This is a genomic window from Streptomyces sp. NPDC091289 (assembly GCF_044757365.1).
GTDB lineage: Bacteria > Actinomycetota > Actinomycetes > Streptomycetales > Streptomycetaceae > Streptomyces.
In genome coordinates this window covers 182136-202312 of sequence record NZ_JBIVUT010000009.1, presented here as the reverse complement: position 1 = coordinate 202312, position 20177 = coordinate 182136, and the positions used below count along the sequence as shown (strand labels likewise).

16 protein-coding genes are annotated in these 20177 nt (G+C 71.6%); 9 read left to right on the top strand and 7 right to left on the bottom strand.

From position 1 onward, the window contains the following. Positions 1-9: 9 nt before the first annotated feature. The 3 genes from cydB (at position 10) to ACIQPT_RS14285 (ending at position 6427) form a co-directional block, all read left to right on the top strand. On the top strand, positions 10-1011 hold the full coding sequence (gene cydB / locus ACIQPT_RS14295; protein WP_401155847.1) for a cytochrome d ubiquinol oxidase subunit II: 1002 nt from the start codon (positions 10-12) through the stop codon (positions 1009-1011). A gap of 86 nt (positions 1012-1097) precedes the next feature. Continuing rightward, complete coding sequence (cydD, locus tag ACIQPT_RS14290; RefSeq protein ID WP_401155845.1) at positions 1098-4613, top strand: thiol reductant ABC exporter subunit CydD; 3516 nt, start codon at positions 1098-1100, stop codon at positions 4611-4613. Positions 4614-4720: 107 nt separating this feature from the next. Next, positions 4721-6427, top strand: coding sequence for a GAF domain-containing sensor histidine kinase (locus ACIQPT_RS14285; RefSeq protein ID WP_401155843.1), 1707 nt, complete (start codon positions 4721-4723; stop codon positions 6425-6427). Between the two features lie 69 nt (positions 6428-6496). On the opposite strand, the gene ACIQPT_RS14280 is transcribed toward ACIQPT_RS14285, so the two are convergent. From ACIQPT_RS14280 to ACIQPT_RS14270, 3 genes are all read right to left on the bottom strand, one after another. Continuing rightward, positions 6497-7354 (bottom strand): HAD hydrolase family protein, encoded by an 858-nt coding sequence (locus ACIQPT_RS14280; protein ID WP_401155841.1) that lies wholly within the window; start codon positions 7352-7354, stop codon positions 6497-6499. A gap of 120 nt (positions 7355-7474) precedes the next feature. Then, positions 7475-8635, bottom strand: coding sequence for a hypothetical protein (locus ACIQPT_RS14275; RefSeq protein WP_401155839.1), 1161 nt, complete (start codon positions 8633-8635; stop codon positions 7475-7477). Next, the gene (locus tag ACIQPT_RS14270; protein WP_401155837.1) at positions 8635-9828 is read right to left on the bottom strand and encodes a hypothetical protein; all 1194 of its coding nucleotides are present in this window, start codon (positions 9826-9828) and stop codon (positions 8635-8637) included. The genes ACIQPT_RS14275 and ACIQPT_RS14270 overlap by 1 nt, the downstream gene beginning before the upstream one ends. A gap of 132 nt (positions 9829-9960) precedes the next feature. Between ACIQPT_RS14270 and ACIQPT_RS14265 the strand changes: the two genes are divergently transcribed. Continuing rightward, positions 9961-10854, top strand: a complete 894-nt coding sequence (locus ACIQPT_RS14265; protein WP_401155836.1) for an LLM class flavin-dependent oxidoreductase — start codon at positions 9961-9963, stop codon at positions 10852-10854. A gap of 40 nt (positions 10855-10894) precedes the next feature. Here ACIQPT_RS14265 and ACIQPT_RS14260 read toward each other — a convergent pair whose 3' ends face one another. The 4 genes from ACIQPT_RS14260 to ACIQPT_RS14245 form a co-directional block, all read right to left on the bottom strand. Then, complete coding sequence (locus ACIQPT_RS14260; RefSeq protein ID WP_401155834.1) at positions 10895-11461, bottom strand: RNA 2'-phosphotransferase; 567 nt, start codon at positions 11459-11461, stop codon at positions 10895-10897. Between the two features lie 191 nt (positions 11462-11652). After that, the gene (locus ACIQPT_RS14255; RefSeq protein WP_401155832.1) at positions 11653-12600 is read right to left on the bottom strand and encodes a MerR family transcriptional regulator; all 948 of its coding nucleotides are present in this window, start codon (positions 12598-12600) and stop codon (positions 11653-11655) included. After that, positions 12597-14369, bottom strand: a complete 1773-nt coding sequence (locus tag ACIQPT_RS14250) for an SDR family oxidoreductase (RefSeq protein ID WP_401155830.1) — start codon at positions 14367-14369, stop codon at positions 12597-12599. The genes ACIQPT_RS14255 and ACIQPT_RS14250 overlap by 4 nt, the downstream gene beginning before the upstream one ends. Continuing rightward, positions 14366-15235, bottom strand: coding sequence for a M24 family metallopeptidase (locus ACIQPT_RS14245; protein WP_401155956.1), 870 nt, complete (start codon positions 15233-15235; stop codon positions 14366-14368). The genes ACIQPT_RS14250 and ACIQPT_RS14245 overlap by 4 nt, the downstream gene beginning before the upstream one ends. A gap of 292 nt (positions 15236-15527) precedes the next feature. On the opposite strand from ACIQPT_RS14245, the gene ACIQPT_RS14240 reads away from it, so the two are divergent. From ACIQPT_RS14240 to ACIQPT_RS14220, 5 genes are all read left to right on the top strand, one after another. After that, on the top strand, positions 15528-16571 hold the full coding sequence (locus ACIQPT_RS14240) for an ABC transporter ATP-binding protein (RefSeq protein WP_401155954.1): 1044 nt from the start codon (positions 15528-15530) through the stop codon (positions 16569-16571). After that, entirely contained in the window at positions 16561-17469 is a 909-nt protein-coding gene (locus tag ACIQPT_RS14235) for an ABC transporter permease (RefSeq protein WP_401155829.1), read from the top strand. The genes ACIQPT_RS14240 and ACIQPT_RS14235 overlap by 11 nt, the downstream gene beginning before the upstream one ends. After that, positions 17466-18377, top strand: a complete 912-nt coding sequence (locus tag ACIQPT_RS14230; protein WP_401155827.1) for an ABC transporter ATP-binding protein — start codon at positions 17466-17468, stop codon at positions 18375-18377. Before ACIQPT_RS14235 ends, ACIQPT_RS14230 begins: the two co-directional genes overlap by 4 nt. A gap of 30 nt (positions 18378-18407) precedes the next feature. After that, a complete protein-coding gene (locus tag ACIQPT_RS14225; RefSeq protein WP_401155826.1) occupies positions 18408-19127 on the top strand; it encodes an ABC transporter permease in 720 nt (239 codons plus the stop codon). Between the two features lie 318 nt (positions 19128-19445). Further along, positions 19446-20150: a hypothetical protein gene (locus ACIQPT_RS14220; RefSeq protein ID WP_401155824.1), complete on the top strand. Its 705-nt coding sequence runs from the start codon at positions 19446-19448 to the stop codon at positions 20148-20150. The last annotated feature ends 27 nt before the right edge of the window (positions 20151-20177 follow it).

Sequence of the window (20177 nt, the reverse complement as noted above, 5' to 3'; positions counted from 1 at the left end):
AGCTGAGAGATGGAACTCCACGACGTCTGGTTCGTGCTCATCGCCGTCCTCTGGACCGGCTACTTCTTCCTGGAGGGATTCGACTTCGGCATCGGGGTCCTCACCAAGCTGCTGGCCCGCGACCGCAAGGAGCGCCGGGTCCTGATCAACACCATCGGGCCCGTCTGGGACGGCAACGAGGTCTGGCTGCTCACCGCGGGCGGCGCGACCTTCGCCGCCTTCCCCGAGTGGTACGCCACCCTCTTCTCCGGCTTCTATCTGCCGCTGCTGATCATCCTGTTCTGCCTGATCGTGCGCGGTGTCGCCTTCGAGTACCGCGCCAAGCGGTCCGAGGAGCGGTGGCAGACCAACTGGGAGACCGCGATCTTCTGGACCTCGCTGATCCCGGCGGTGCTGTGGGGCGTGGCGTTCGGGAACATCGTGCGGGGCGTGAAGATCGACGCCGACATGGAGTACGTCGGCAATTTCTGGGATCTCCTCAACCCGTACGCGATCCTCGGCGGCCTCGTCACCCTCACCCTGTTCACCTTCCACGGGGCGGTGTTCGCCGGCCTCAAGACGGCGGGCGACATCCGGGTCCGGGCCCGCGCGCTGGCCCTGAAGCTGGGGCCGGTCACCGCGGTGCTGGCGCTGGGCTTCCTGCTCTGGACCCAGGCCGACAACGGGAACGGCTGGAGCCTGGGCGCCCTGGTCGTGGCGGTGGTGGCGCTCCTGGCCGCCATCGGGGCCATCGCCAAGGGCCGCGAGGGCTGGTCGTTCGCGTTCTCGGGCGTGACGATCGCGGCGGCGGTCGCGATGCTCTTCCTGACGCTCTTCCCGAACGTCATGCCGTCCTCGCTGAACGACGCCTGGAACCTCACGGTCACCAACGCCTCGTCCAGCCCGTACACGCTCAAGATCATGACCTGGTGCGCGGGCATCGCCACGCCCATCGTGCTGCTCTACCAGAGCTGGACCTACTGGGTCTTCCGCAAGCGCATCGGCACCCAGCACATCGCCGACGCGCACTGACTCCGGTGAGCTGCCGCGGGCCCGCGAGGCCCGCGGCAGCTCTCGATCCCGCAGAGCTCACCGACCCCGCCGGGGGGATGTTTCACGTGAAACCGATCGATCCGCGTCTGCTCCACCACGCCCGGGCCACCCGCCTCTTCCTGGCGGCCGTGGTCGCTCTCGGCCTGGTCGGCGCCCTGCTGGTGATCGCCCAGGCGATGCTCATCGCCGAGATCGTGGTGGGCGGTTTCGAGGGCGGACTCACGGTCACCGCGCTGCGCACCCCTCTGCTGCTGCTCGCCGCCGTCGCCGTCGGGCGGGCTCTGGTCGCCTGGCTCACCGAACTGGCGGCCCATCGCGCCAGCGCGGCCGTCAAGTCCGAGCTGCGCGGCCGGCTCCTGGAGCGGGCCGCACAGCTGGGCCCCGACTGGCTGAACGGACAGCGCACCGGTTCGCTCGTCGCCCTGGCGACCCGGGGGATCGACGCGCTCGACGACTACTTCGCCCGCTATCTCCCGCAGCTCGGCCTCGCGGTCGTCGTGCCGGTGGCGGTGCTCGCCCGGATCGTCACCGAGGACTGGGTGTCGGCGGCGATCATCGTCGTCACCCTGCCGCTCATCCCGCTCTTCATGATCCTGATCGGCTGGGCCACCCAGTCCCGGATGGACCGTCAGTGGCAACTGCTGTCCCGGCTCTCCGGGCACTTCCTGGACGTCGTCGCCGGGCTGCCGACCCTGAAGGTCTTCGGGCGGGCCAAGGCCCAGGCCGCGTCGATCCGCACGATCACCTCCGACTATCGCCGGGCCACCCTGCGCACCCTGCGGATCGCCTTCCTGTCCTCCTTCGCCCTGGAGCTGCTGGCGACCCTGTCGGTGGCCCTCGTCGCCGTCACCATCGGCATGCGGCTCGTCCACGGCGAACTCGACCTCTACACCGGTCTGGTGGTCCTGATCCTGGCCCCGGAGGCGTATCTGCCGATCCGCCAGGTCGGGGCGCAGTACCACGCGGCGGCCGAGGGCCTCTCGGCCGCCGAGGAGATCTTCGCGGTCCTGGAGACCGAACCGCCGGCCCCGGGCACCCGGGACGTCCCGGACGAACTGCGGCTGGAGCTGGCGGACGTGACCGTACGCCACGAGGGCCGCGCCGAACCCTCGTTGGACGCCGCGTCGCTCACCGTGGAGCCGGGGGAGACCGTCGCCCTGGTCGGCCCGAGCGGGGTCGGCAAGTCCACCCTGCTGAACGTGGTCCTCGGCTTCGCCCGGCCCGACGAGGGGCGCGTACGGGTCGGGGGCCAGGACCTCGCGGAGCTGGACCCGGACCGCTGGCGGAGCCGGATCGCCTGGGTCCCCCAGCGACCCCACCTCTTCGCGGACACGATCGCCGAGAACGTCCGCCTCGCCCGGCCCGTCGCCGATGACGAGGCGGTCCTCGCGGCGTTGCGGGACGCGGGCGCGTACGACTTCGTCGCGGCGCTGCCCGACGGGATGCGGACAGCGCTGGGCGAGGACGGCGCCGGGCTCTCCGCGGGCCAGCGCCAGCGCCTCGCCCTCGCCCGCGCGTTCCTCGCCGACCGGCCGCTCCTGCTGCTGGACGAGCCGACCGCGAGCCTGGACGGCGAGAGCGAGGCGGGCATCGTCGACGCCGTACGGCGGCTGGCCGCCGGACGGACCGTGCTGCTGGTCGTCCACCGCCCGGCCCTGCTGGCGGTCGCCGACCGGGTGGTGACGCTGGAGCCGCGTACCGGCGTTCCCACGGGGCCCGCGGCGGCGGCCCCCGGCCCGGGAGCCGCCGGACCGGCCGTCCCGCAGCCGCTCGCCGGGGGTGAACTCCTGGACGCCCGCCGGGCGGAGGCACTCGCCACCCTTGGGACGACCGGCAGCCGCTCCGGACGGGTGCTCGCCCGGGTCCGCGCGTCCGCCGGGGCGCAGCGCGGCCGGCTGACCCTGGCCCTGCTGCTGGGCAGCCTGGCCGTCGGGTCGGCCGTGGGGCTCATGGCGGTCTCCGGCTGGCTGATCTCCCGCGCCTCCGAAGAGCCGCCGGTCATGTACTTGATGATGGCGGTCACCGCGACCCGCGCCTTCGGCATCGGCCGGGCGGTCTTCCGCTACGCCGAGCGGCTCGTCTCCCACGACGCCGTCCTGAAGCTCCTCGCCGATCTGCGCGTCTCCGTCTACCGGGGCCTCGAACGCATCGCTCCCGCCGGACTGCGCACCACGCGACGCGGCGATCTGCTGTCCCGGCTCGTCGCCGATGTGGACGCGCTCCAGGACTACTGGCTGCGCTGGCTGCTGCCCGCCGGGACCGCCCTCGCGGTGGGCACCGCGGCCGCCGGGTTCACCGGCTGGCTGCTCCCGGAGGCGGGCGCGATCCTGGCGGTCGGGCTGCTGGTCGCCGGGGTCGGCGTGCCGCTCGTCAGCGGGGCCTGCGCCCGCCGTACGGAACGTCAGCTCGCCCCGGCCCGCGCCGCCCTGGCCACCCGGGTCGCCGACCTCCTCGGCTCCACCGCCGAACTGACCGTCGCGGGAGCGCTGCCCGCCCGGCAGGCGCGGCTGCGCACGGCCGACACGCTGCTGACCCGGATCGCCTCCCGCGCGGCCGCCGCGACGGCACTGGGCGGCGGTCTGTCCGCCCTGGTCTGCGGGCTCACCGTGGTGGCCGCCGCGCTCGTCGCCGTCCCGGCCGTGCACGACGGCCGGCTGTCCGGGGTCGCGCTCGCCGTGGTGGTGCTGACCCCGCTCGCCGCCTTCGAGGCCGTCACCGGGCTGCCGCTCGCCGTGCAGTACCGCCAGCGCGTCGCCCGGAGCGCGGAGCGGGTGTTCGAGGTGCTGGACGCCCCCGTGCCCGTACAGGAGCCCCTGGCCCCCGCCGAGGCGCCCGCCTCCCCCTTCCCGCTGGAGGTACGGGGGCTGAGCGCCCGCTACCCGGGCGCGGCGCGGGACGCCCTGTCCTCGCTCGACCTGACGCTGACGCCCGGACGGCGTATCGCGGTCGTGGGCCCCTCCGGCTCGGGCAAGACGACGCTGGCCCAGGTCCTCCTGCGCTTCCTGGACGCCTCGTCGGGGACGTACCGGCTCGGCGGTGTCGAGGCGGCGGCCCTGGAGTCGGACACGGTCCGGCGCTCGGTGGGGCTGTGCGCCCAGGACGCGCACGTCTTCGACAGCACGATCCGCGAGAACCTGCGCCTCGCCCGGCCCGGGGCGACCGACGCCGAACTGCGCGACGCGCTCTCCCGGGCCCGGCTCCTGGACTGGGTGCTGGCCCTGCCGCAGGCGCTCGACACCCCGGTGGGCGAGCACGGCGCGCGGCTCTCCGGCGGCCAGCGCCAGCGGCTCGCCCTGGCCCGCGCACTGCTCGCGGGCTTCCCGGTACTCGTCCTGGACGAGCCGGCCGAACACCTCGACCTGCCGACCGCCGACGCCCTCACCGCCGATCTGCTGGACGTGACCCGGGGCCGCGCGACGGTCCTGATCACCCACCGGCTGACCGGCCTGGAGGCGGTCGACGAGGTGCTGGTGCTGGACGCGGGCCGGGTCGTGCAGCGCGGACCGTACGCCGAACTCGCCGCCGAGGACGGGCCGCTGCGCCGGATGCTGGAGCGCGAACGGGAGACGGTGGGGGTGTGAGGACCACAGCGGCCCCGGGCCCCCGCCGGCCGACGGACCGACCGTCTTCCGGCCATCGAGCACATTCTCGACTTTCGCCCCCTATCGGCACTAACTAGGCTCGGGCCATGGCAGAGCCCGACCCGAAGGACTCCCTCGACGCCGCCACCCGGGCCACCCGCAGCCTCCAGGGGCTGTCCACCGAGCTGACCGCGCGGGTGCCGCAGCTCCTGGAGGCGATGCGTTCCGTCGGCGCGGGGCTGGAACTGCACTCCACCCTGGACCGGATCTGCGAGACGGCCGCCGAGCTCGCCCACGCCCGGTACGCCGCCATCGGTGTCGTCGACGAGCTGGGCGAGGGCCTCTCGGACTTCGTCACGTACGGCGTTCCGCAGGAGGTGGCCGAGGAGATCGGGCGGCGGCCCGACGGCCACCGGGGGCTGCTCGGCGCGCTGATCCACGACCCCGCCCCGGTCCGGCTGGCCGATCTGTCCACCGATCCCCGCTCCGCGGGATTCCCGGCGGGACATCCCCGGATGCGGACCTTCCTGGGGGTGCCCATCCGGGTCCAGGGGGAGATCTTCGGCAACCTCTATCTGACCGAGAAACAGAACGGCGCGGAATTCAGCGACTACGACCTCCATATGGTCCGGGTGCTCGCCACGGAGGCCGGGATCGCCATCGGCAACGCCCGGCTGTACGAGGCGGCGCGGCAGCGGGAGCACTGGATCGACGGTTCGGTCGCGGTCACCACGGCGCTCCTGTCGGGCGGGGACGCCGACGAGGCGCTGTCCGTGGTCGCCGAACAGGCCCGCAGGCTCGCCGACTCCGCCGCCGGGATCGTGCTGCTGCCCGCCGAGGAGGGCGGTCTGGAGATCGTCGCCGTATCGTCCGACGACCCCTCCTCCTCGCTCGGGGTGATCATCCCGGCCCGGAGCCCGGTGGTGGCGAAACTGCTCGCGGGCGAGGCGGTGTTCATCGACGACTCGGCCACCGACAGCCGGATGATGACCAGACTGGCCGGCCGGTTCGGACCCAGCATGATGCTGCCGCTCCACAGCGGTGGCCGGGTGCTCGGCGCGCTGGCCACTCCCCGGTCCCGGGGCGCGCGCCCGTTCACGGAGAGCGAGCGGACGCTCGCCACCCAGTTCGCCTCCCAGGCGGCGCTGGCGCTGATGATGGCCGAGGCGCAGCGGGACCGGGAGCGGCTCGCGGTGTACGAGGACCGCGACCGGATCGCCCGCGACCTCCACGACCTGGTCATCCAGCGGCTGTTCGCGACCGGGATGATGCTGGAGAGCGCCCAGCGCCGGTCGGTGGTGCCCGAGGTGCGGACCGGTGTCGGCCGGGCGGTCGACGAGCTGGACGTGACGATCCAGGAGATCCGTACGGCCATCTTCGCGCTCCAGCAGGAACCGGCCGAAGCCCCCTCGGGGCTGCGCACCCGGGTCCTGCGGGAGATCAACATGGCGGCCGTCCCGCTCGGCTTCAAGCCCGCGCACCGCTTTCTGGGCCCGGTGGACGCGCTCGTCGGCGAGCTGACCGGCAAGAACCTGGTCGCCGCGCTGCGCGAGGCCCTCTCCAACGCGTTCCGGCACGCGGGGGCTTCGCTGATCGATGTGGTCGTCGACGCGACGGTGACCCTGCCGGACGGGCGGGGGGCGGTGCGTCTCTCGGTCGCCGACGACGGGGTGGGCATCCCGGAGGGCGGCCGCCGCAGCGGACTGCGCAACCTGGCCCGCCGCGCCGAGTCCCTGGGCGGGTCGAGCCGGATCGAACCGGGGATCGGGGAGGACGGCGGCGGTACGACGGTGGTGTGGGAGGCCCCGCTGTGAGGACGGCGGAGCGGGCTCTCCGGTCAGGTCTGCCGAAAGGTTTCAGCAGAGTCGTTCAGCAGAGGCGTTTCAGCGGGTCTCCGCCCGGGCGGCGAGGATCCGCTCGATGACGACCGCGACCCCGTCCTCCTCGTTGGTGGCGGTTTGGCCCGAGGCGGCGGCGACCGCGTCCGGGTGGGCGTTGCCCATCGCGAAGGAGGCCCCGGCCCAGCCGAGCATCTCGATGTCGTTGGGCATGTCGCCGAAGGCGACCACCTCGGCGGGTGCGATGCCGCGCTCGGCACAACAGGCGGCGAGCGTGGTGGCCTTGGAGACGCCGAGCCCGCTGACCTCCAGGAGCGCGGAGGGGCTGGAGCGGGTGAAGGCGGCCCGGTCGCCGGCCGCCGTACGGGCCAGGGCGAGGAAAGCGTCGGGGGCCAGTTCGCCGTGGTGGGCCAGCAGCTTGAGGACCGGCGCGCCGACGCCTGGGGCGTCCTCGTGCAGCAGCTTCTCGGCGACGGCCACCGTGGCTCCCGGGTCCAGGTGGAAGGGCGGGTAGGCCGGTTCGTAATTGATGCCGGTGGTCATCTCGACGGCGAAGGAGGTGCCGGGAGCCGCCTCGCGCAGGGTGCGCACGACGTACAGGGCTGCGTCCCGCTCCAGCGCCCGTACGGAGAGCAGATCGCCGTCCGTCCGTAGATCGGTGACCACGGCGCCGTTGGCGCAGATCGCCGTTCCATGGCTCTGGACGTGGTCCCGGACGACGTCCATCCAGCGGGCCGGCCTGCCGGTGACGAAGAAGACCTCGATCCCGGCCTCCTCGGCCGCCGCGAGGGCCGCGACCGTGCGCGCGGACAGTGTCTTGTCGTCACGCAGCAGGGTGCCGTCGAGGTCGGTGGCGATCAGCCGGGTCACGGCGGGAAGAGGCGCATCGGTCGCTGAGGTCACCGGCCCATTCTCGCCCACGAAGGTGCACGGGCGTGCGGAGGGGCGCACATGTGAGTGCGTACGCCCCTGATCAGCAGAAAGGGCCTGTGGCATATGCCAAGGGTTTTCGGGGCGGGTGAGTCACCCCTTCGGCAGGGTGACCTTCTCGGGGCCGCAGCCGATCCGCCGGGCCTCGGCGGCGACATAGGCGGGCAGGAGGTCACGGGTGAGGGAGGAGACGGGTCCTGTGTTCTTCAGCCGCTCCACCATGAACACCACGGGCCCGCTCTGGCAGGAGGCCCGGTAGACGGCGCGGGTGGCGTTGAACGTTCCGTACCCCTTGGTGCCCTTGATCCGGGGGCCGCCGTGGAGCAGGTCGCCCGAGAAGATGTTCGCGGTGAGCGGTTCGACCACGGTCGTGAACCGTGCGGACGCCCGGCCACGGTCGTAGGAGGCCTCGCAGACCCGGGCGGGTCCGCCGTCACCGGCCACCGTGCGCGTGGTGGTCAGCACCTTGCGGTGGGCGGGCAGGGCGAACCCCTTGATCCCGCAGAACGCCCGGGGATCGGCGTCTTCCCAGTCGACGGGTTCGGCCAGTTCTCCGGGAGCGGGGTAGGAGCCGGAGCAGTCGAAGTCACGCATGACGCCGTTCGCCACCGCCACCACCGTGCGGGCGAGCGCGGCCCGCTCGCCCGGGTCGTACGCCGAGTCGAGATCCAGACCCGCCTGGCCCTGTCCCGCGTCGATCACGGCCGGGCCGCTGTCCCCGCCTCCGGTGCAGCTCTGCGGCAGGGCTATCCAGGCGCGTGCGCCCGAAGCCATGCCGGGCAGGTCGTCCCCCAGCGGCGCCATGTTCGCGGCGAGGAATTCCGCGGGCCACTTGTGGCTGTCGGTGCCGAAGAGCGAGTCCAGCCTGCGGACGTGCACGGTCACCTGCCGGGCGGCCCTCTCGTCGCCGTCGTCCGTGCGGTAGCTCGTGATCCGGCAGCTCCCGTACATGAGCCTGTCGCCCTGCGGGTCGGGCCGCAGGATCTGTTCCTCGACCTCGGTCCTGCGGTCGGCGAAGAGAGCCGTCATGGCGGAGTCGTCGAGGGAGTCCCAGCAGGGCCGGGGTCCGACGAGCGGCAGGGTGTCCGTCTGCCAGGCCACGATGCCGGCGCCGAGCAGTGCGCCGATCAGGCCGGCGACGGTGGCGGTGCGGGCTGTGCGGTTGCGCAGGAGTCTCCCCAACCGGGAGCGTCGCGCCGGGGCGTTGTCGTTCTCGACGTCGTTCTCGTTCTCGTTCTCGTCGATACCGGCCATCACGTGTTTCCTCTGTTCGCCCTGCCCGCGTCGGGGCATTCGCTGCGTGCGGCCGCGGCCTTCATGAAGTGGGTGAATACCGTTGTGGCGTCCGGCACCGCCTCGCCGGCGACCGACGCGTCGACGTTGCCGTAGAACACCGTGGGCCTGCCCTTGCACACGGCCCGCAGCACCCCCTGGTCCACCCCTTCCGGCAGCCCGTCGAACAGGGCGGCCAGCCGTGGGGACGAGACCATCGCGTACTGCGCCATCGGCATCTGAGCGGCGTCAGCCGGGCCGGTCGTCACGGAACACGTCCGGAGTTTCCCCGCGACCGCGCCCGCATGCCATTCGGGGAAATGGTCGCGGGCGAAAGCGAAGCGCATCCCGGAGACACGGCATACGTCCATGTGCTCGCGGGCCGACTCCGGGGGGCCGTCCACCGGCACGAGCGGCGATGTCGCACGCAACGGCTCGTCCGGCGCGCAGTCCGCTTCCTCCATGCCGGCGTCGGCGGCCTTCACCAACAGATCGGTGACCTGGTCCGGCGAACCGATCGGAAAGGGATCGGCCGACTCCTCGCCGTCGTCCTGCTGCCACCGCGCGCCGCGGATCGTCACCGCCGAGGGCCTTCCGCCGACGTCACACGTCTCGGGGAGGACCAGCAGCGCTCTGTCCTGCCCCACGAAACCCTCCAGGCCGTCGGGCAACGGCGAGGCGGAACGGTCGAAATAGGGGGCCATCCACGCACGGCGGGCCTTGGCCCCGGCCGGAACGGGGCCGATCGCCAGCGAGACGCGCTCCTTGATCTCGACCGCTTCTCCCCGCGGCGCGAGGGGCGACGTGACGGTCACATCACAGGTCGCCTGTTCCGTCGCACCGGCCGAGGGAGACCCCGACCGGGTGCTTTCGCGCCGGGCTTCCGGCTCGGCCACCGCGCCCTCGCTCAGGAAGAACGGGCCGCTGTTCTCGTACCACGCCCCCCAGCAGTAGCGGGCCCGGAACGGCCAGCCGTCCGTGGCCCACAGCCCGGCACCGGTCGCGAGCACGATCGCGACCACGGACCAGACCAGTATCCGGCCCCGCCGGTCGGCCCGGGCACGGTCGTCGGCCGGGTCGCGGTCGTTGTCCTGGACGCAGCTGTCGGACTGGTCGCGGTCGCCGGCCTGGTCGTCGCAGCCGTCGGTTCGCGTCCGGCTGGTGTCGCCGGTCATGAACATTCCCCCTCGCGAACGGACTTCAGCTGTTCGAACAAACCCACCGATGGTACGACTCCGCTTCGGTGACCGTTCCGGCGGCACAGCGGCGTAACCGTGGTGGTGGGAAGCCCGCGTATCGTCGGGGGCATGCGTCTGAGCACGGTGATCCTCCCCATCCACCGGTGGGCCGAAGGGCAGAAGATCTGGCAGCGGGCCGAAGAGCTCGGTTTCCACGCCGCGTACACGTACGACCATCTCTCCTGGCGGACCTTCCGGGACGGGCCATGGTTCGGGGCGGTCCCGACGCTGACGGCCGCGGCGACGGCCACCGAACGCCTGCGGCTGGGCACCCTCGTGACCTCGCCGAACTTCCGCCACCCGGTGACGCTCGCCAAGGAGCTGATCTCCCTGGACGACATCTCGGGCGGCCGGATCACCCTCGGCATCGGCGCCGGGGGCAACGGGTTCGACGCCACCGCGCTGGGCCAGGAGGCGTGGACCCCGCGCGAACGCGCCGACCGCTTCGCGGAGTTCGTGCCTCTCCTGGACCGGCTGCTCACCGAGGACGCGGTGACCGAGCGCGGCACGCACTACGCCGCGGAGGAGGCCCGCAACATCCCCGGCTGCGTCCAGCGCCCCCGGCTGCCCTTCGCGGTCGCCGCGACCGGGCCGCGCGGCCTGCGGCTCGCCGCCCGCCACGGGCAGGCCTGGGTCACCACCGGCGACCCCAAGCTGTACGAGAACGGCACCCCGGAGGAGTCGCGGGCCGCGCTGCGGGCGCAGGGCGAGAAGCTCACGGCCGCGTGCGCGGAGATCGGCCGGGACGCCGCCGAGCTGGACCGGATCCTGCTGACCGGCTTCACGCCGGACCGCACCGCTCCGCTGGAGTCCGTGGACGCCTTCGTCGACTTCGCGGGGCGCCACGCGGAGCTGGGCTTCACCGAGATCGTCGTCCACGCCCCCGTGCCGGACTCGGTCTTCGACGTCGACCCGAAGGTCTTCGAGCGCATCGCGACCGAGGCGCCCGCGCAACTGGCGTAAGTCCTCGGGCGCCCCCGGCAGCCCCTGAGATACGTCCCGCTCAGTCGCGCAGGAGCAGGAACCGCGGGGGTACGGCGTCGGTGAGCCAGACCCCGTTGGCGCTGACCCGGAAGACATGGCCGGCGCGGTGCATCGCGCCCGCGTCCACGGTGAGGACGAGGGGGCGGCCGCGGCGGGCGCCGACCCGGGTGGCCGTCTCCCGGTCGGGCGACAGGTGGACATGGTGGCGGGCCATGGGGCGCAGGCCCTCGGCCCGGATCGCGTCCATCACCCGGGCCACCGTGCCGTGGTAGAGGTACGCGGGCGGCTCGGCCGGCGGCAGGTCCAGGTCGACGGTGACGGTGTGGCCCTGATTGGCGCGGATGCGGTCGCCCCCGACGCCTCCCGCGCCGCCGCTTTCGACGGTGAAGCGGCGCTTGTCGTTGGCGGCGACGACGTGGTCGAGCTCGGCGCGGGAGAAGGCGAACCCGTGCCGGGCCGCGGCGCGCAGCAGCTCCTCGACCGCCACCCAGCCGTTCTCGTCGAGGGTGAGGCCGATGTGCTCCGGCTGGTGCCGCAGATGCTTCGAGAGGTACTTGGACACCTTGACGGTGCGACGTTCGTCCATGGCGTCAGAGTGCCCGTGGCGAGCTCGTCGGCGCATCCGCATTTCGCCTCGTCGCCTGGTCGGACCGTCGGCTTTTCGGCTTTTCGTTCTTCTGTGATTCTTCGGTTCTTCTCCTCCAACAGGTTTGATCCACAGTCAACTCGGGTTATCCACAGGCTATTTGGCGATTCTGTGGACAACCCGCTTGAGATTTAGGTGGTTTGGTCAATTCCACCCTCTTTGATGTGAGTTGTCATGAGGTGGTCCAATGTGCGGGCCTGTACTTCCCGTTCCGTCGCCGCCGCGACGAACGCCGCGACTCCCTCCGCGCCAACCAGCTCCTCGACGGCCTGTGTTGTCCGAGCCGGAAGCAGCACCGCACGGGTCGCGTCCTCGGTGATCGCGCTCTCCTCCGCGCCGAGGTGGTGATGCAGGTGACGGGTGGCGAACGTCCTCATCGCGCGGGCCAGTTCGGCGTCCACCGTCTGCTGCGCCAGGGGCCTCAGGCGGCGTACCAGGGCGGCCGCCTCGGCCGCGTCGGAGTCGGTGGGCGGCCGGTGGCCGAGATAGCGGGCGAAGACGTGCTCGGTGGTGAACTCCAGGAAACGGGAGGCTATGTGCTCCACCTGGCCGCGAAGCTCCCGCAGGTGACCCGATATCGCCGACAGCGGGACGCCCGCCCCGTACAACTCGACGGCCACCGCGAGCTCCTGCGGACTGGGGACGAGGAACTCGTCGTCCCGCCCGGGCACGCGCTCCAGTACGCCGAGCTCCACCGCCTCGGCGATGGCCTCGTCGTCCTGCCGGCCGCCGAACCTGGCGTCCAGCTCGCGGCGGCTGATCCGGTCGGCCTCCTCGTCCGTCCACGGGCCGTGCACCTCCGCGACGAGCCCGAGCACCCCGCCGAGCCCCCGCCCCGCGTCCCATGCCTCCAGCAACTCCTTGATGCTGGCCAGGGTGTAGCCCCGGTCGAGCAGGTCCGCGATCTGCCGCAGCCGGGCCAGATGGGTCTCCCGGTACACATTGGCCCGTCCGCGCCGCTCGGGCGTCGGGAGCAGCCCCCGGTCCTGGTAGGCGCGGATCGTACGCACCGTGGCCCCGCTGGCATGGGCCAGGTCCTCGATCCGGTATTCGGCGGCCTTCGCCCCTGCCCCGGTCACAGCGGAGGCTTCAGCCGGGCGACGGAGCGCAGGGCCCCGGGGCTCAGCCGGGACAGCAGCCGGGCGCCGCGCGCCTCAGGGGTCACCGGAACCACCGCCTGGTTGCGCACGACCGCGCGCAGGATCGCGTCGGCGACCTTCTCCGGCGGGTAGTTGCGCCGCCCGTAGAGCCGGCTCGTCCGCTTCTGCAGCCGCTCCTCCTCCGCCGCGTCCGCTCCGGCGAAGCGTGTGGTGGCGGTGATGTTGGTGTTGACGATGCCGGGGCATATCGCGCTCACCCCGATCGACTTCTCCGCCAGCTCGGCCCGCAGGCACTCGCTGAGCATCAGCACGGCCGCCTTCGACGTGCTGTACGCGGGCAGCGCCCGGGAGGGCTGGAAGGCCGCGGCCGACGCCGTGTTGACGATGTGGCCGCCCTGGCCGCGGTCCGCCATCTGCTTGCCGAAGATCCGGCAGCCGTGGATGACCCCCCACAGATTGACGTCGAGGACCTTCTTCCACTCCTCGCTCGTGGTCTCCAGGAAGGAGCCGGAGAGCCCGATCCCGGCGTTGTTGACCAGGACGTCGACGATGCCGTACTCGGCGGCGACCCGGGCGGCGAGCTTCTCCATCGCGGCCTCGTCGCTGACGTCGACGGCCTCGCCCCAGGCCGCCGGCGCCCCGATCAGCCGCGCCATCTCCGCGGTCCGGGCGGCCCCCTCCGCATCGCGGTCCACGGCCACGACCCGGGCGCCCGCCTCGGCGAACGCGAACGCGGTGGCCCGCCCGATCCCGGAGGCCGCGCCCGTCACCAGGACCAGCTGACCGCCGAAGCGCTGTGCGTAGGGGCTCTTGGCCGCCGACTGCGGCACGGGTGCGCCGTCCCGCCCGGCGGACTCGTTGGCGGTGACGAACTCGTCGATCCAGGAGGCCAGCTGGTCCGGGCGGGTGCGGGGTACCCAGTGCTTGGCCGGGATCGAGCGGCGTACCAGCGTGGGGACCCAGTCCTCAAGCCCGTCGTAGAGCCGCTCCGAGAGGAAGGAGTCCCCGGTCGGCGTGATCAGCTGGACCGGTGCGTGGGCGTAGGCGTCGGCGCGGGGCCTGCTCAGCCGGGCGCGGACGTTGTCGCGGTAGAGCCAGGCCCCGTGCGCCGCGTCGTTCGGCAGGGAGGCGGTGGGGTAGTCGCCCGCGGGCACCTTCTCCAGCCGCTCCAGGATCCGGGGCCAGCGCTTGCCGAGCGGCCCGCGCCAGGCGAGCTCCGGCAGGACCGGCGTATGGAGCATGTAGACATACCAGGACTTGGCGCCCTGGCCGAGCAGTTGGCCGACCTTGCGCGGGGTCGGGCGGGACATCCGGCGCTTGATCCAGTGCCCGAAGTGGTCCAGGGACGGCCCGGACATCGAGGTGAAGGAGGCGATCCTGCCCTCGGTCCGGCCGACCGTGACGAACTCCCAGGCCTGCACGGACCCCCAGTCGTGACCGACCACGTGCACCGGCCGGTCCGGGCTGACCGTGTCGATCACGGCCAGGAAGTCGTCGGTCAGCTTCTCCAGGGTGAAGCCGCCGCGCAGGGGTTTCGGGGCGGTGGACCTGCCGTGCCCCCGCACGTCGTACAGCACGACGTGCCACTGGTCGGCCAGCCGCACGGCGACGTCCGACCAGACCTCCTTGCTGTCCGGATAGCCGTGGACCAGCACCACGGTCGGCCGGCCGGCGTCGCCCAACTCGGCCACGCACAGCTCGACGCCCCCGGTGTCCACGCGTCGCTCACGTGCTTGGGACAGATTCACGCCGCCACCTTCTCCTCGGCCCAGCGCCGCACATGCGGCAGATCGTCGTCCAGCCAGAAAGCGCTCTGCTCGGGGTCCTTGGAGTCGGTGACGACCAGGATCTCCTCGAACTTCGCGCCCGTACCCCGGAATCCGAGGTGGGGTTCGACCGCCCACAGACCCGGCTGCGGCGGGTGGTCGGAGAAGCGGTAGGGGCTCCACAGCGGCGACCAGCCGTCCCGGTGTCCGTGCAGGGCGTCACTCAGCAGCCCTTTGAGGGCCTGGGTGCCGAATCCGAACACCTGCGGCGACCACCGGCGTTCGGCGACGCGGTCGATCTTGTGGGCGATCACGCCGAAGGGGTAGGCCCGGTGCCTGTTCGCGTATCCCTGGGCGGTCATGAGGCGTTCGACGTCCTCGTAGATCTCGCGCAAGGAGCGGCGCTCGCGCACCTCCCGCAGGATCAGCCCGCGGTGGGCCTCCAGGTCGGCCAGCAGCTTGTCGTGCAGCGGATTGAGGCCGAGGCACCCCGAATACCCCACATCGGCGGTGAACCCCTTGTACACCGGGGCCATGTCGAGGATGAACGGCATCCCCGGCTCCAGCTTCCGGTCGGTCGGGAAGAACTGCAGCGGCACCTTGAACCCGGCGAACGCCGTGCGGTCCCCGAACCAGGCGAACGGCAGGTGGAACCAGTCGCGCACACCGCGCTCGCGCAGCCACACGCGCTGCATCCGGGCCGCCTCGCGCTCGGTCACCCCCGACCGCAGCTGACCGGCGACCGCCTCCGCGCAGGCGTAGGCCAGCCGCTGGACTTCTCTGAACCCCCGCAGTTCCCGGGCGAGGTCGCCCCGCACCGCCGAGGTCGTGCCGGTCAGGCCTGCCATGCCAGTCGTTCCCGTCATGCCACCGTCCGTTCCCTGCCGTGTGCGGTACGTGCCCGTAACGTGACACTGATGAATGTGACAATGTCCGGCGGCTGCGTCAAGGGGTGTGCACGGCCTGTGGACAACGGCCTGTGGACAACGCCGTCTCCGCAGCGGGTCCACGGCGCCTCCCCCTACGGGCGCGTACGCCTGGAGTCTGACGTGGATCCAGCCGTCAGGGCTGACGACCCCTGTGGTCCGCGCCACTAACGTCGTTTCCGTGACAGCCGTAATCGCTACCGAAGCCCTGAGCATGCGGTTCCCCCGGGTAACCGCGCTTGACCGGCTCACGTTGGACATCGGACCGGGTGTGACCGGTCTGGTGGGTTCCAACGGAGCCGGCAAGTCCACACTGATCAAGATCCTGCTGGGTCTCTCCCCCGCCACCGAAGGCCGGGCCGCGGTGCTCGGGCTCGACGTCGCGACCAGCGGCGCCGCCATCCGGGAACGGGTGGGATACATGCCCGAGCACGACTGCCTGCCGCCCGACGTCTCGGCGACCGAGTTTGTCGTGCACATGGCCCGCATGTCGGGGCTGCCGCCCACGGCGGCCCGCGAACGCACGGCCGACACCCTGCGCCACGTCGGCCTCTACGAGGAGCGCTACCGCCCGATCGGCGGCTATTCGACCGGCATGAAGCAGCGGGTGAAGCTGGCCCAGGCCCTCGTCCACGACCCCCAGCTGGTCCTGCTCGACGAGCCGACCAACGGCCTGGACCCGGTCGGCCGGGACGAGATGCTCGGCCTGATCCGCCGGATCCACACCGACTTCGGCATCTCCGTGCTGGTGACCTCGCACCTGCTGGGCGAGCTGGAACGCACCTGCGACCACGTCGTCGTCATCGACGGCGGAACGCTCCTGCGCTCCAGCTCCACCAGCGACTTCACCCAGACCACCGCGACCCTCGCGGTCGAGGTGACCGACAGCGACACCCACCCCGACGGCACCGGCGCGCTGCGCAAGGTCCTCACCGACGCCGGCGTGACCCTCATCGGCCTCGACGGGATCGACACGGAGGGGCTGCCGGGCGCGGGCCACATCCTGCTGATCGAGGCGGCCGGCGAGGAGACGTACGACCTGGTCCGCGACAGCGTCGCCGGGCTCGGGCTCGGCCTGGTCCGCATGGAACAGCGCCGCCACCACATCGCCGAGGTCTTCCGTACCGAACAGGGCGGGGCGCACACCGCCGCCGCCCCGACCGCCGCCGACGCCGTACAACAGGCCCCGCAGCAGGTTGCCCAGCAGGCCCCGCAGCAGGTCGTCCAGCAGAAGGGAAACGGTCGCGATGAGCACTGAGACCGGGACCACGGCCGGGCGCGACGCCTCCCGGATCCACAACATCGGCTACCGCTCCTACGACGGACCGCGGCTCGGCCGGGCCTACGCCCGCCGCTCCCTGTTCTCGCAGACGCTGCGGGGCTCCTTCGGACTGGGCCGTTCCGCCAAGTCCAAGGTGCTGCCCATGCTGCTGTTCGGCGTGATGGCGCTGGTCGCGGCGATCCTGGTGGCGGTCTCCATGGCCGCGCCGGACGCCAGCAAGCTGGTGGTCAAGTACACCTCGTACGCGATCTACCTCCAGGCCGTCATCGGTCTGTTCATCGCCGCCCAGGCGCCGCAGGCGGTCTCCAGGGACCTCCGCTTCAAGACCGTCCCGCTGTACTTCTCGCGGCCCATCGAACGCGCCGACTACGTGCTCGCGAAGTTCGCCGCCACCGCGACCGCGCTCTTCATCCTCACTGGCGCACCGCTGCTCATCCTCTATGTGGGCTCGCTGCTCGCGAAGTTCGACTTCGCCGACCAGACCATGTGGTTCGGCCAGGGACTGGTGTCGGTGGCGCTGCTGTCCGTGCTGTTCGCCGGGCTCGGCCTCGTGATGGCCGCCCTGACCCCGCGGCGCGGCTTCGGCGTCGCCGCGGTAATCGCCCTCCTGACCATCACCTACGGCGCCGTCTCCACGGTCCAGGCCATCGCCTGGGAGACCGGGTCGGAAGGGGCCGTGCAGTGGCTCGGCCTGTTCTCGCCGATCACGCTGATCGACGGCGTCCAGACCGCGTTCCTCGGCGCGACCTCCGCCTTCCCCGGAGGGGAAGGCCCGGGGGCCGGATCCGGTGTGGTCTACCTGTTCGTTGTTCTCGCGCTCGTCGCCGGCTCGTACGCCGTCCTGATGCGCCGTTACCGGAGGGCCGGGCTGTGACCACCATCGAGATCGACCACACCTCCCGCTGGTTCGGCAATGTGGTCGCCGTCAACGACGTCTCCATGACCGTGGGGCCCGGCGTCACCGGACTCCTCGGCCCGAACGGTGCCGGAAAGTCCACCCTCATCAACATGATGGGCGGATTCCTCGCCCCCTCGACGGGGAAGGTCACGCTCGACGGACGGCCGATCTGGCGCAACGAGGCCGTCTACAAGGAGATCGGCATCGTCCCGGAGCGGGAGGGGATGTACGACTTCCTCACCGGCAAGGAATTCGTCGTCGCCAACGCCGAACTCCAGGGTCTGGGCGGGGCCGAGGCGCAGAAGGCGCTCGCCACGGTGCAGATGGAGTACGCGCAGGACCGCAAGATCTCCACGTACAGCAAGGGCATGCGCCAGCGCGTGAAGATGGCGTCCGCGCTGGTCCACGAGCCCTCGGTGCTGCTCCTGGACGAACCGTTCAACGGGATGGACCCGCGCCAGCGGATGCAGCTGATGGAACTGCTGCGGCGCATGGGGGACGAGGGACGCACGGTCCTGTTCTCCTCGCACATCCTCGAAGAGGTCGAGCAGCTGGCCTCGCACATCGAGGTGATCGTGGCGGGCCGGCACGCGGCCTCCGGCGACTTCCGGAAGATCCGCCGGCTGATGACGGACCGGCCGCACCGCTATCTGGTGCGCTCCAGCGACGACCGGGCCCTGGCGGCCGCGCTCATCGCCGACCCGTCCACGGCCGGCATCGAGGTCGACCTGACCGAGAAGGCGCTGCGCATCCAGGCCGTCGACTTCGGGCGGTTCACCGAACTGCTGCCGAAGGTGGCCCGTGAGCAGGGCATTCGGCTGCTCACCGTCTCACCGTCCGACGAGTCCCTCGAATCGGTTTTTTCCTACCTCGTAGCGGCCTGAGTAGTGGCCTGAAAGGAGCTGTGCACCGTCATGTACGACCCCACAGTCGCCCGGCTCACCTACCGGGCCCTGCTCGGCCGGCGCCGGGCCGCCATCCTGTTCGTCCTGCCCGCGCTGCTGCTGGTCATCGCCGCGGCCGTGCGCATGTTCGCCGGGGCCGATGACCAGGTCGCGGCCAATGTCCTCGGAGGGTTCGCCATCGCCACGATGGTCCCGCTGATCGGCGTGATCGCCGGGACCGGCGCGATCGGCCCCGAGATCGACGACGGCTCGATCGTCTACCTGCTCGCCAAGCCGGTGAAGCGGCCCACGATCATCTTCACCAAGCTGATCGTGGCCATCGCGGTGACCATGGTGTTCTCCGCCCTGCCGACGCTGCTCGCGGGCCTGATCCTCAACGGCAACGGCCAGCAGATCGCCGTCGCCTACACGATCGCGGCCCTGGTCGCCTCGATCGCGTACAGCGCCCTGTTCCTGCTGCTCGGCACGGTCAGCCGGCACGCGGTCGTCCTCGGCCTGGTCTACGCCCTGGTCTGGGAGGCCCTCTTCGGCAGCCTGGTGGCCGGTGCGCGGACGCTCAGCGTCCAGCAGTGGTCGCTCGCGGTCGCCCAGAAGGTCGCGGGCGAGGGCGCGGTGACCTCGGAGGTCGGCCTGCCGCTCGCCACGGTGCTGCTGGTCGCGGTCACGGTCGTCGCCACCTGGTACGCGGGGCAGAAGCTGCGGGCGCTGAAGCTGGCGGGCGAGGAGTGAGGCTTCCGGCCTGAGCGCCCCCGTGCGCCTCGACGACCCCCGCCCTTCCGAAGGGTGGGGGTCGTCGTATGACCGGACAGGTGGACAGGCGGACAGACGTGCGCGTGACCGTACGTTTATCGGGTCGTTGGGCAGGGTGCGTGGAGGCAACTGGAATCCGTGGCGTCGTAGCGATCGTGAAATTGGGGAGTGCCGGCACCGGGTGAGGCTCAGCCCACCGGACCGGTCATCGAGTGAGTGGCAACCGTGAGCGTCCTCCACCCCTGAAGCCCGGGGTATGGGCCGTCCTCGTCATTCCCTCGTACGAAAGGCATACCCATGCCCACGGAAGTCGCCCTGCTCGAATCGCGCGCGCTGCGCGGGGAGCAGATGGGGCGCGTCGATGTCCTCGACAAGGTGAAGAGCCTTGTCATGCTCCCCGACGGAATTCACGTTCGCACAGAGGACGTGGCTCGTTACTTCGAAGTATCCACAGAGACCGTGAAAAAGGTGATCCAGCGGCACCGCGCGGAGGTTGAGGAGAACGGCCTCACCGTTCTGCGCGGCTCTGAGCTGCGAATCTTCCATAGGGACATGTTGTCCCTATGGGAGGGGGAGGTGGGGGAAAGTTATCCACAGGCTGCCACGCAGCTGACCCTCTACACCCGCCGAACCGTCCTCAACGTCGCCATGCTTCTTCGCGACAGCGACATCGCCCGCTGCGTGCGCACGTACCTCCTCGACGCCGAGGAGTCGCTCCGTACGCAGTACGCCTCCCTCGACCACCGCGTCACGCGCATCGAGAGCTGCCTCACCGGCGTCGGCAGTGCGCTGCAGGAGCTCGGGCCGGTGCTGATGCGGATGTCGGAGCGGCTCGACAGCCTCGACCGGAAGGTGGAGATGACGCATCAGGTGGTCGGCGCGATGAGTCTGCGGCTGACGGATGTGCAGCAGGGCGTCGTGCGGCTGGACGGGCGGATGGACTCCTTCGCCGGGCAGTTGAAGGATCTGCGCCGCCGTAGCGGGCAGCGCGGGCAGAGCTGAGAGAAGCGGCCCGGCACCGTGGGTACG

What these genes read in the sequence shown, in the direction of transcription:
- ACIQPT_RS14260 (WP_401155834.1), bottom strand. Translation starts at nt 11,461, where the DNA reads ATGGACGAACGTCGCACCGTCAAGGTGTCCAAGTACCTCTCGAAGCAT.
- ACIQPT_RS14220 (WP_401155824.1), top strand. Translation starts at nt 19,446, where the DNA reads ATGCCCACGGAAGTCGCCCTGCTCGAATCGCGCGCGCTGCGCGGGGAG.
- cydB (WP_401155847.1), top strand. Translation starts at nt 10, where the DNA reads ATGGAACTCCACGACGTCTGGTTCGTGCTCATCGCCGTCCTCTGGACC.
- ACIQPT_RS14285 (WP_401155843.1), top strand. Translation starts at nt 4,721, where the DNA reads ATGGCAGAGCCCGACCCGAAGGACTCCCTCGACGCCGCCACCCGGGCC.
- ACIQPT_RS14265 (WP_401155836.1), top strand. Translation starts at nt 9,961, where the DNA reads ATGCGTCTGAGCACGGTGATCCTCCCCATCCACCGGTGGGCCGAAGGG.
- ACIQPT_RS14225 (WP_401155826.1), top strand. Translation starts at nt 18,408, where the DNA reads ATGTACGACCCCACAGTCGCCCGGCTCACCTACCGGGCCCTGCTCGGC.
- ACIQPT_RS14245 (WP_401155956.1), bottom strand. Translation starts at nt 15,235, where the DNA reads ATGGCAGGCCTGACCGGCACGACCTCGGCGGTGCGGGGCGACCTCGCC.
- ACIQPT_RS14240 (WP_401155954.1), top strand. Translation starts at nt 15,528, where the DNA reads ATGCGGTTCCCCCGGGTAACCGCGCTTGACCGGCTCACGTTGGACATC.
- ACIQPT_RS14270 (WP_401155837.1), bottom strand. Translation starts at nt 9,828, where the DNA reads ATGACCGGCGACACCAGCCGGACGCGAACCGACGGCTGCGACGACCAG.
- ACIQPT_RS14275 (WP_401155839.1), bottom strand. Translation starts at nt 8,635, where the DNA reads ATGGCCGGTATCGACGAGAACGAGAACGAGAACGACGTCGAGAACGAC.
- ACIQPT_RS14235 (WP_401155829.1), top strand. Translation starts at nt 16,561, where the DNA reads ATGAGCACTGAGACCGGGACCACGGCCGGGCGCGACGCCTCCCGGATC.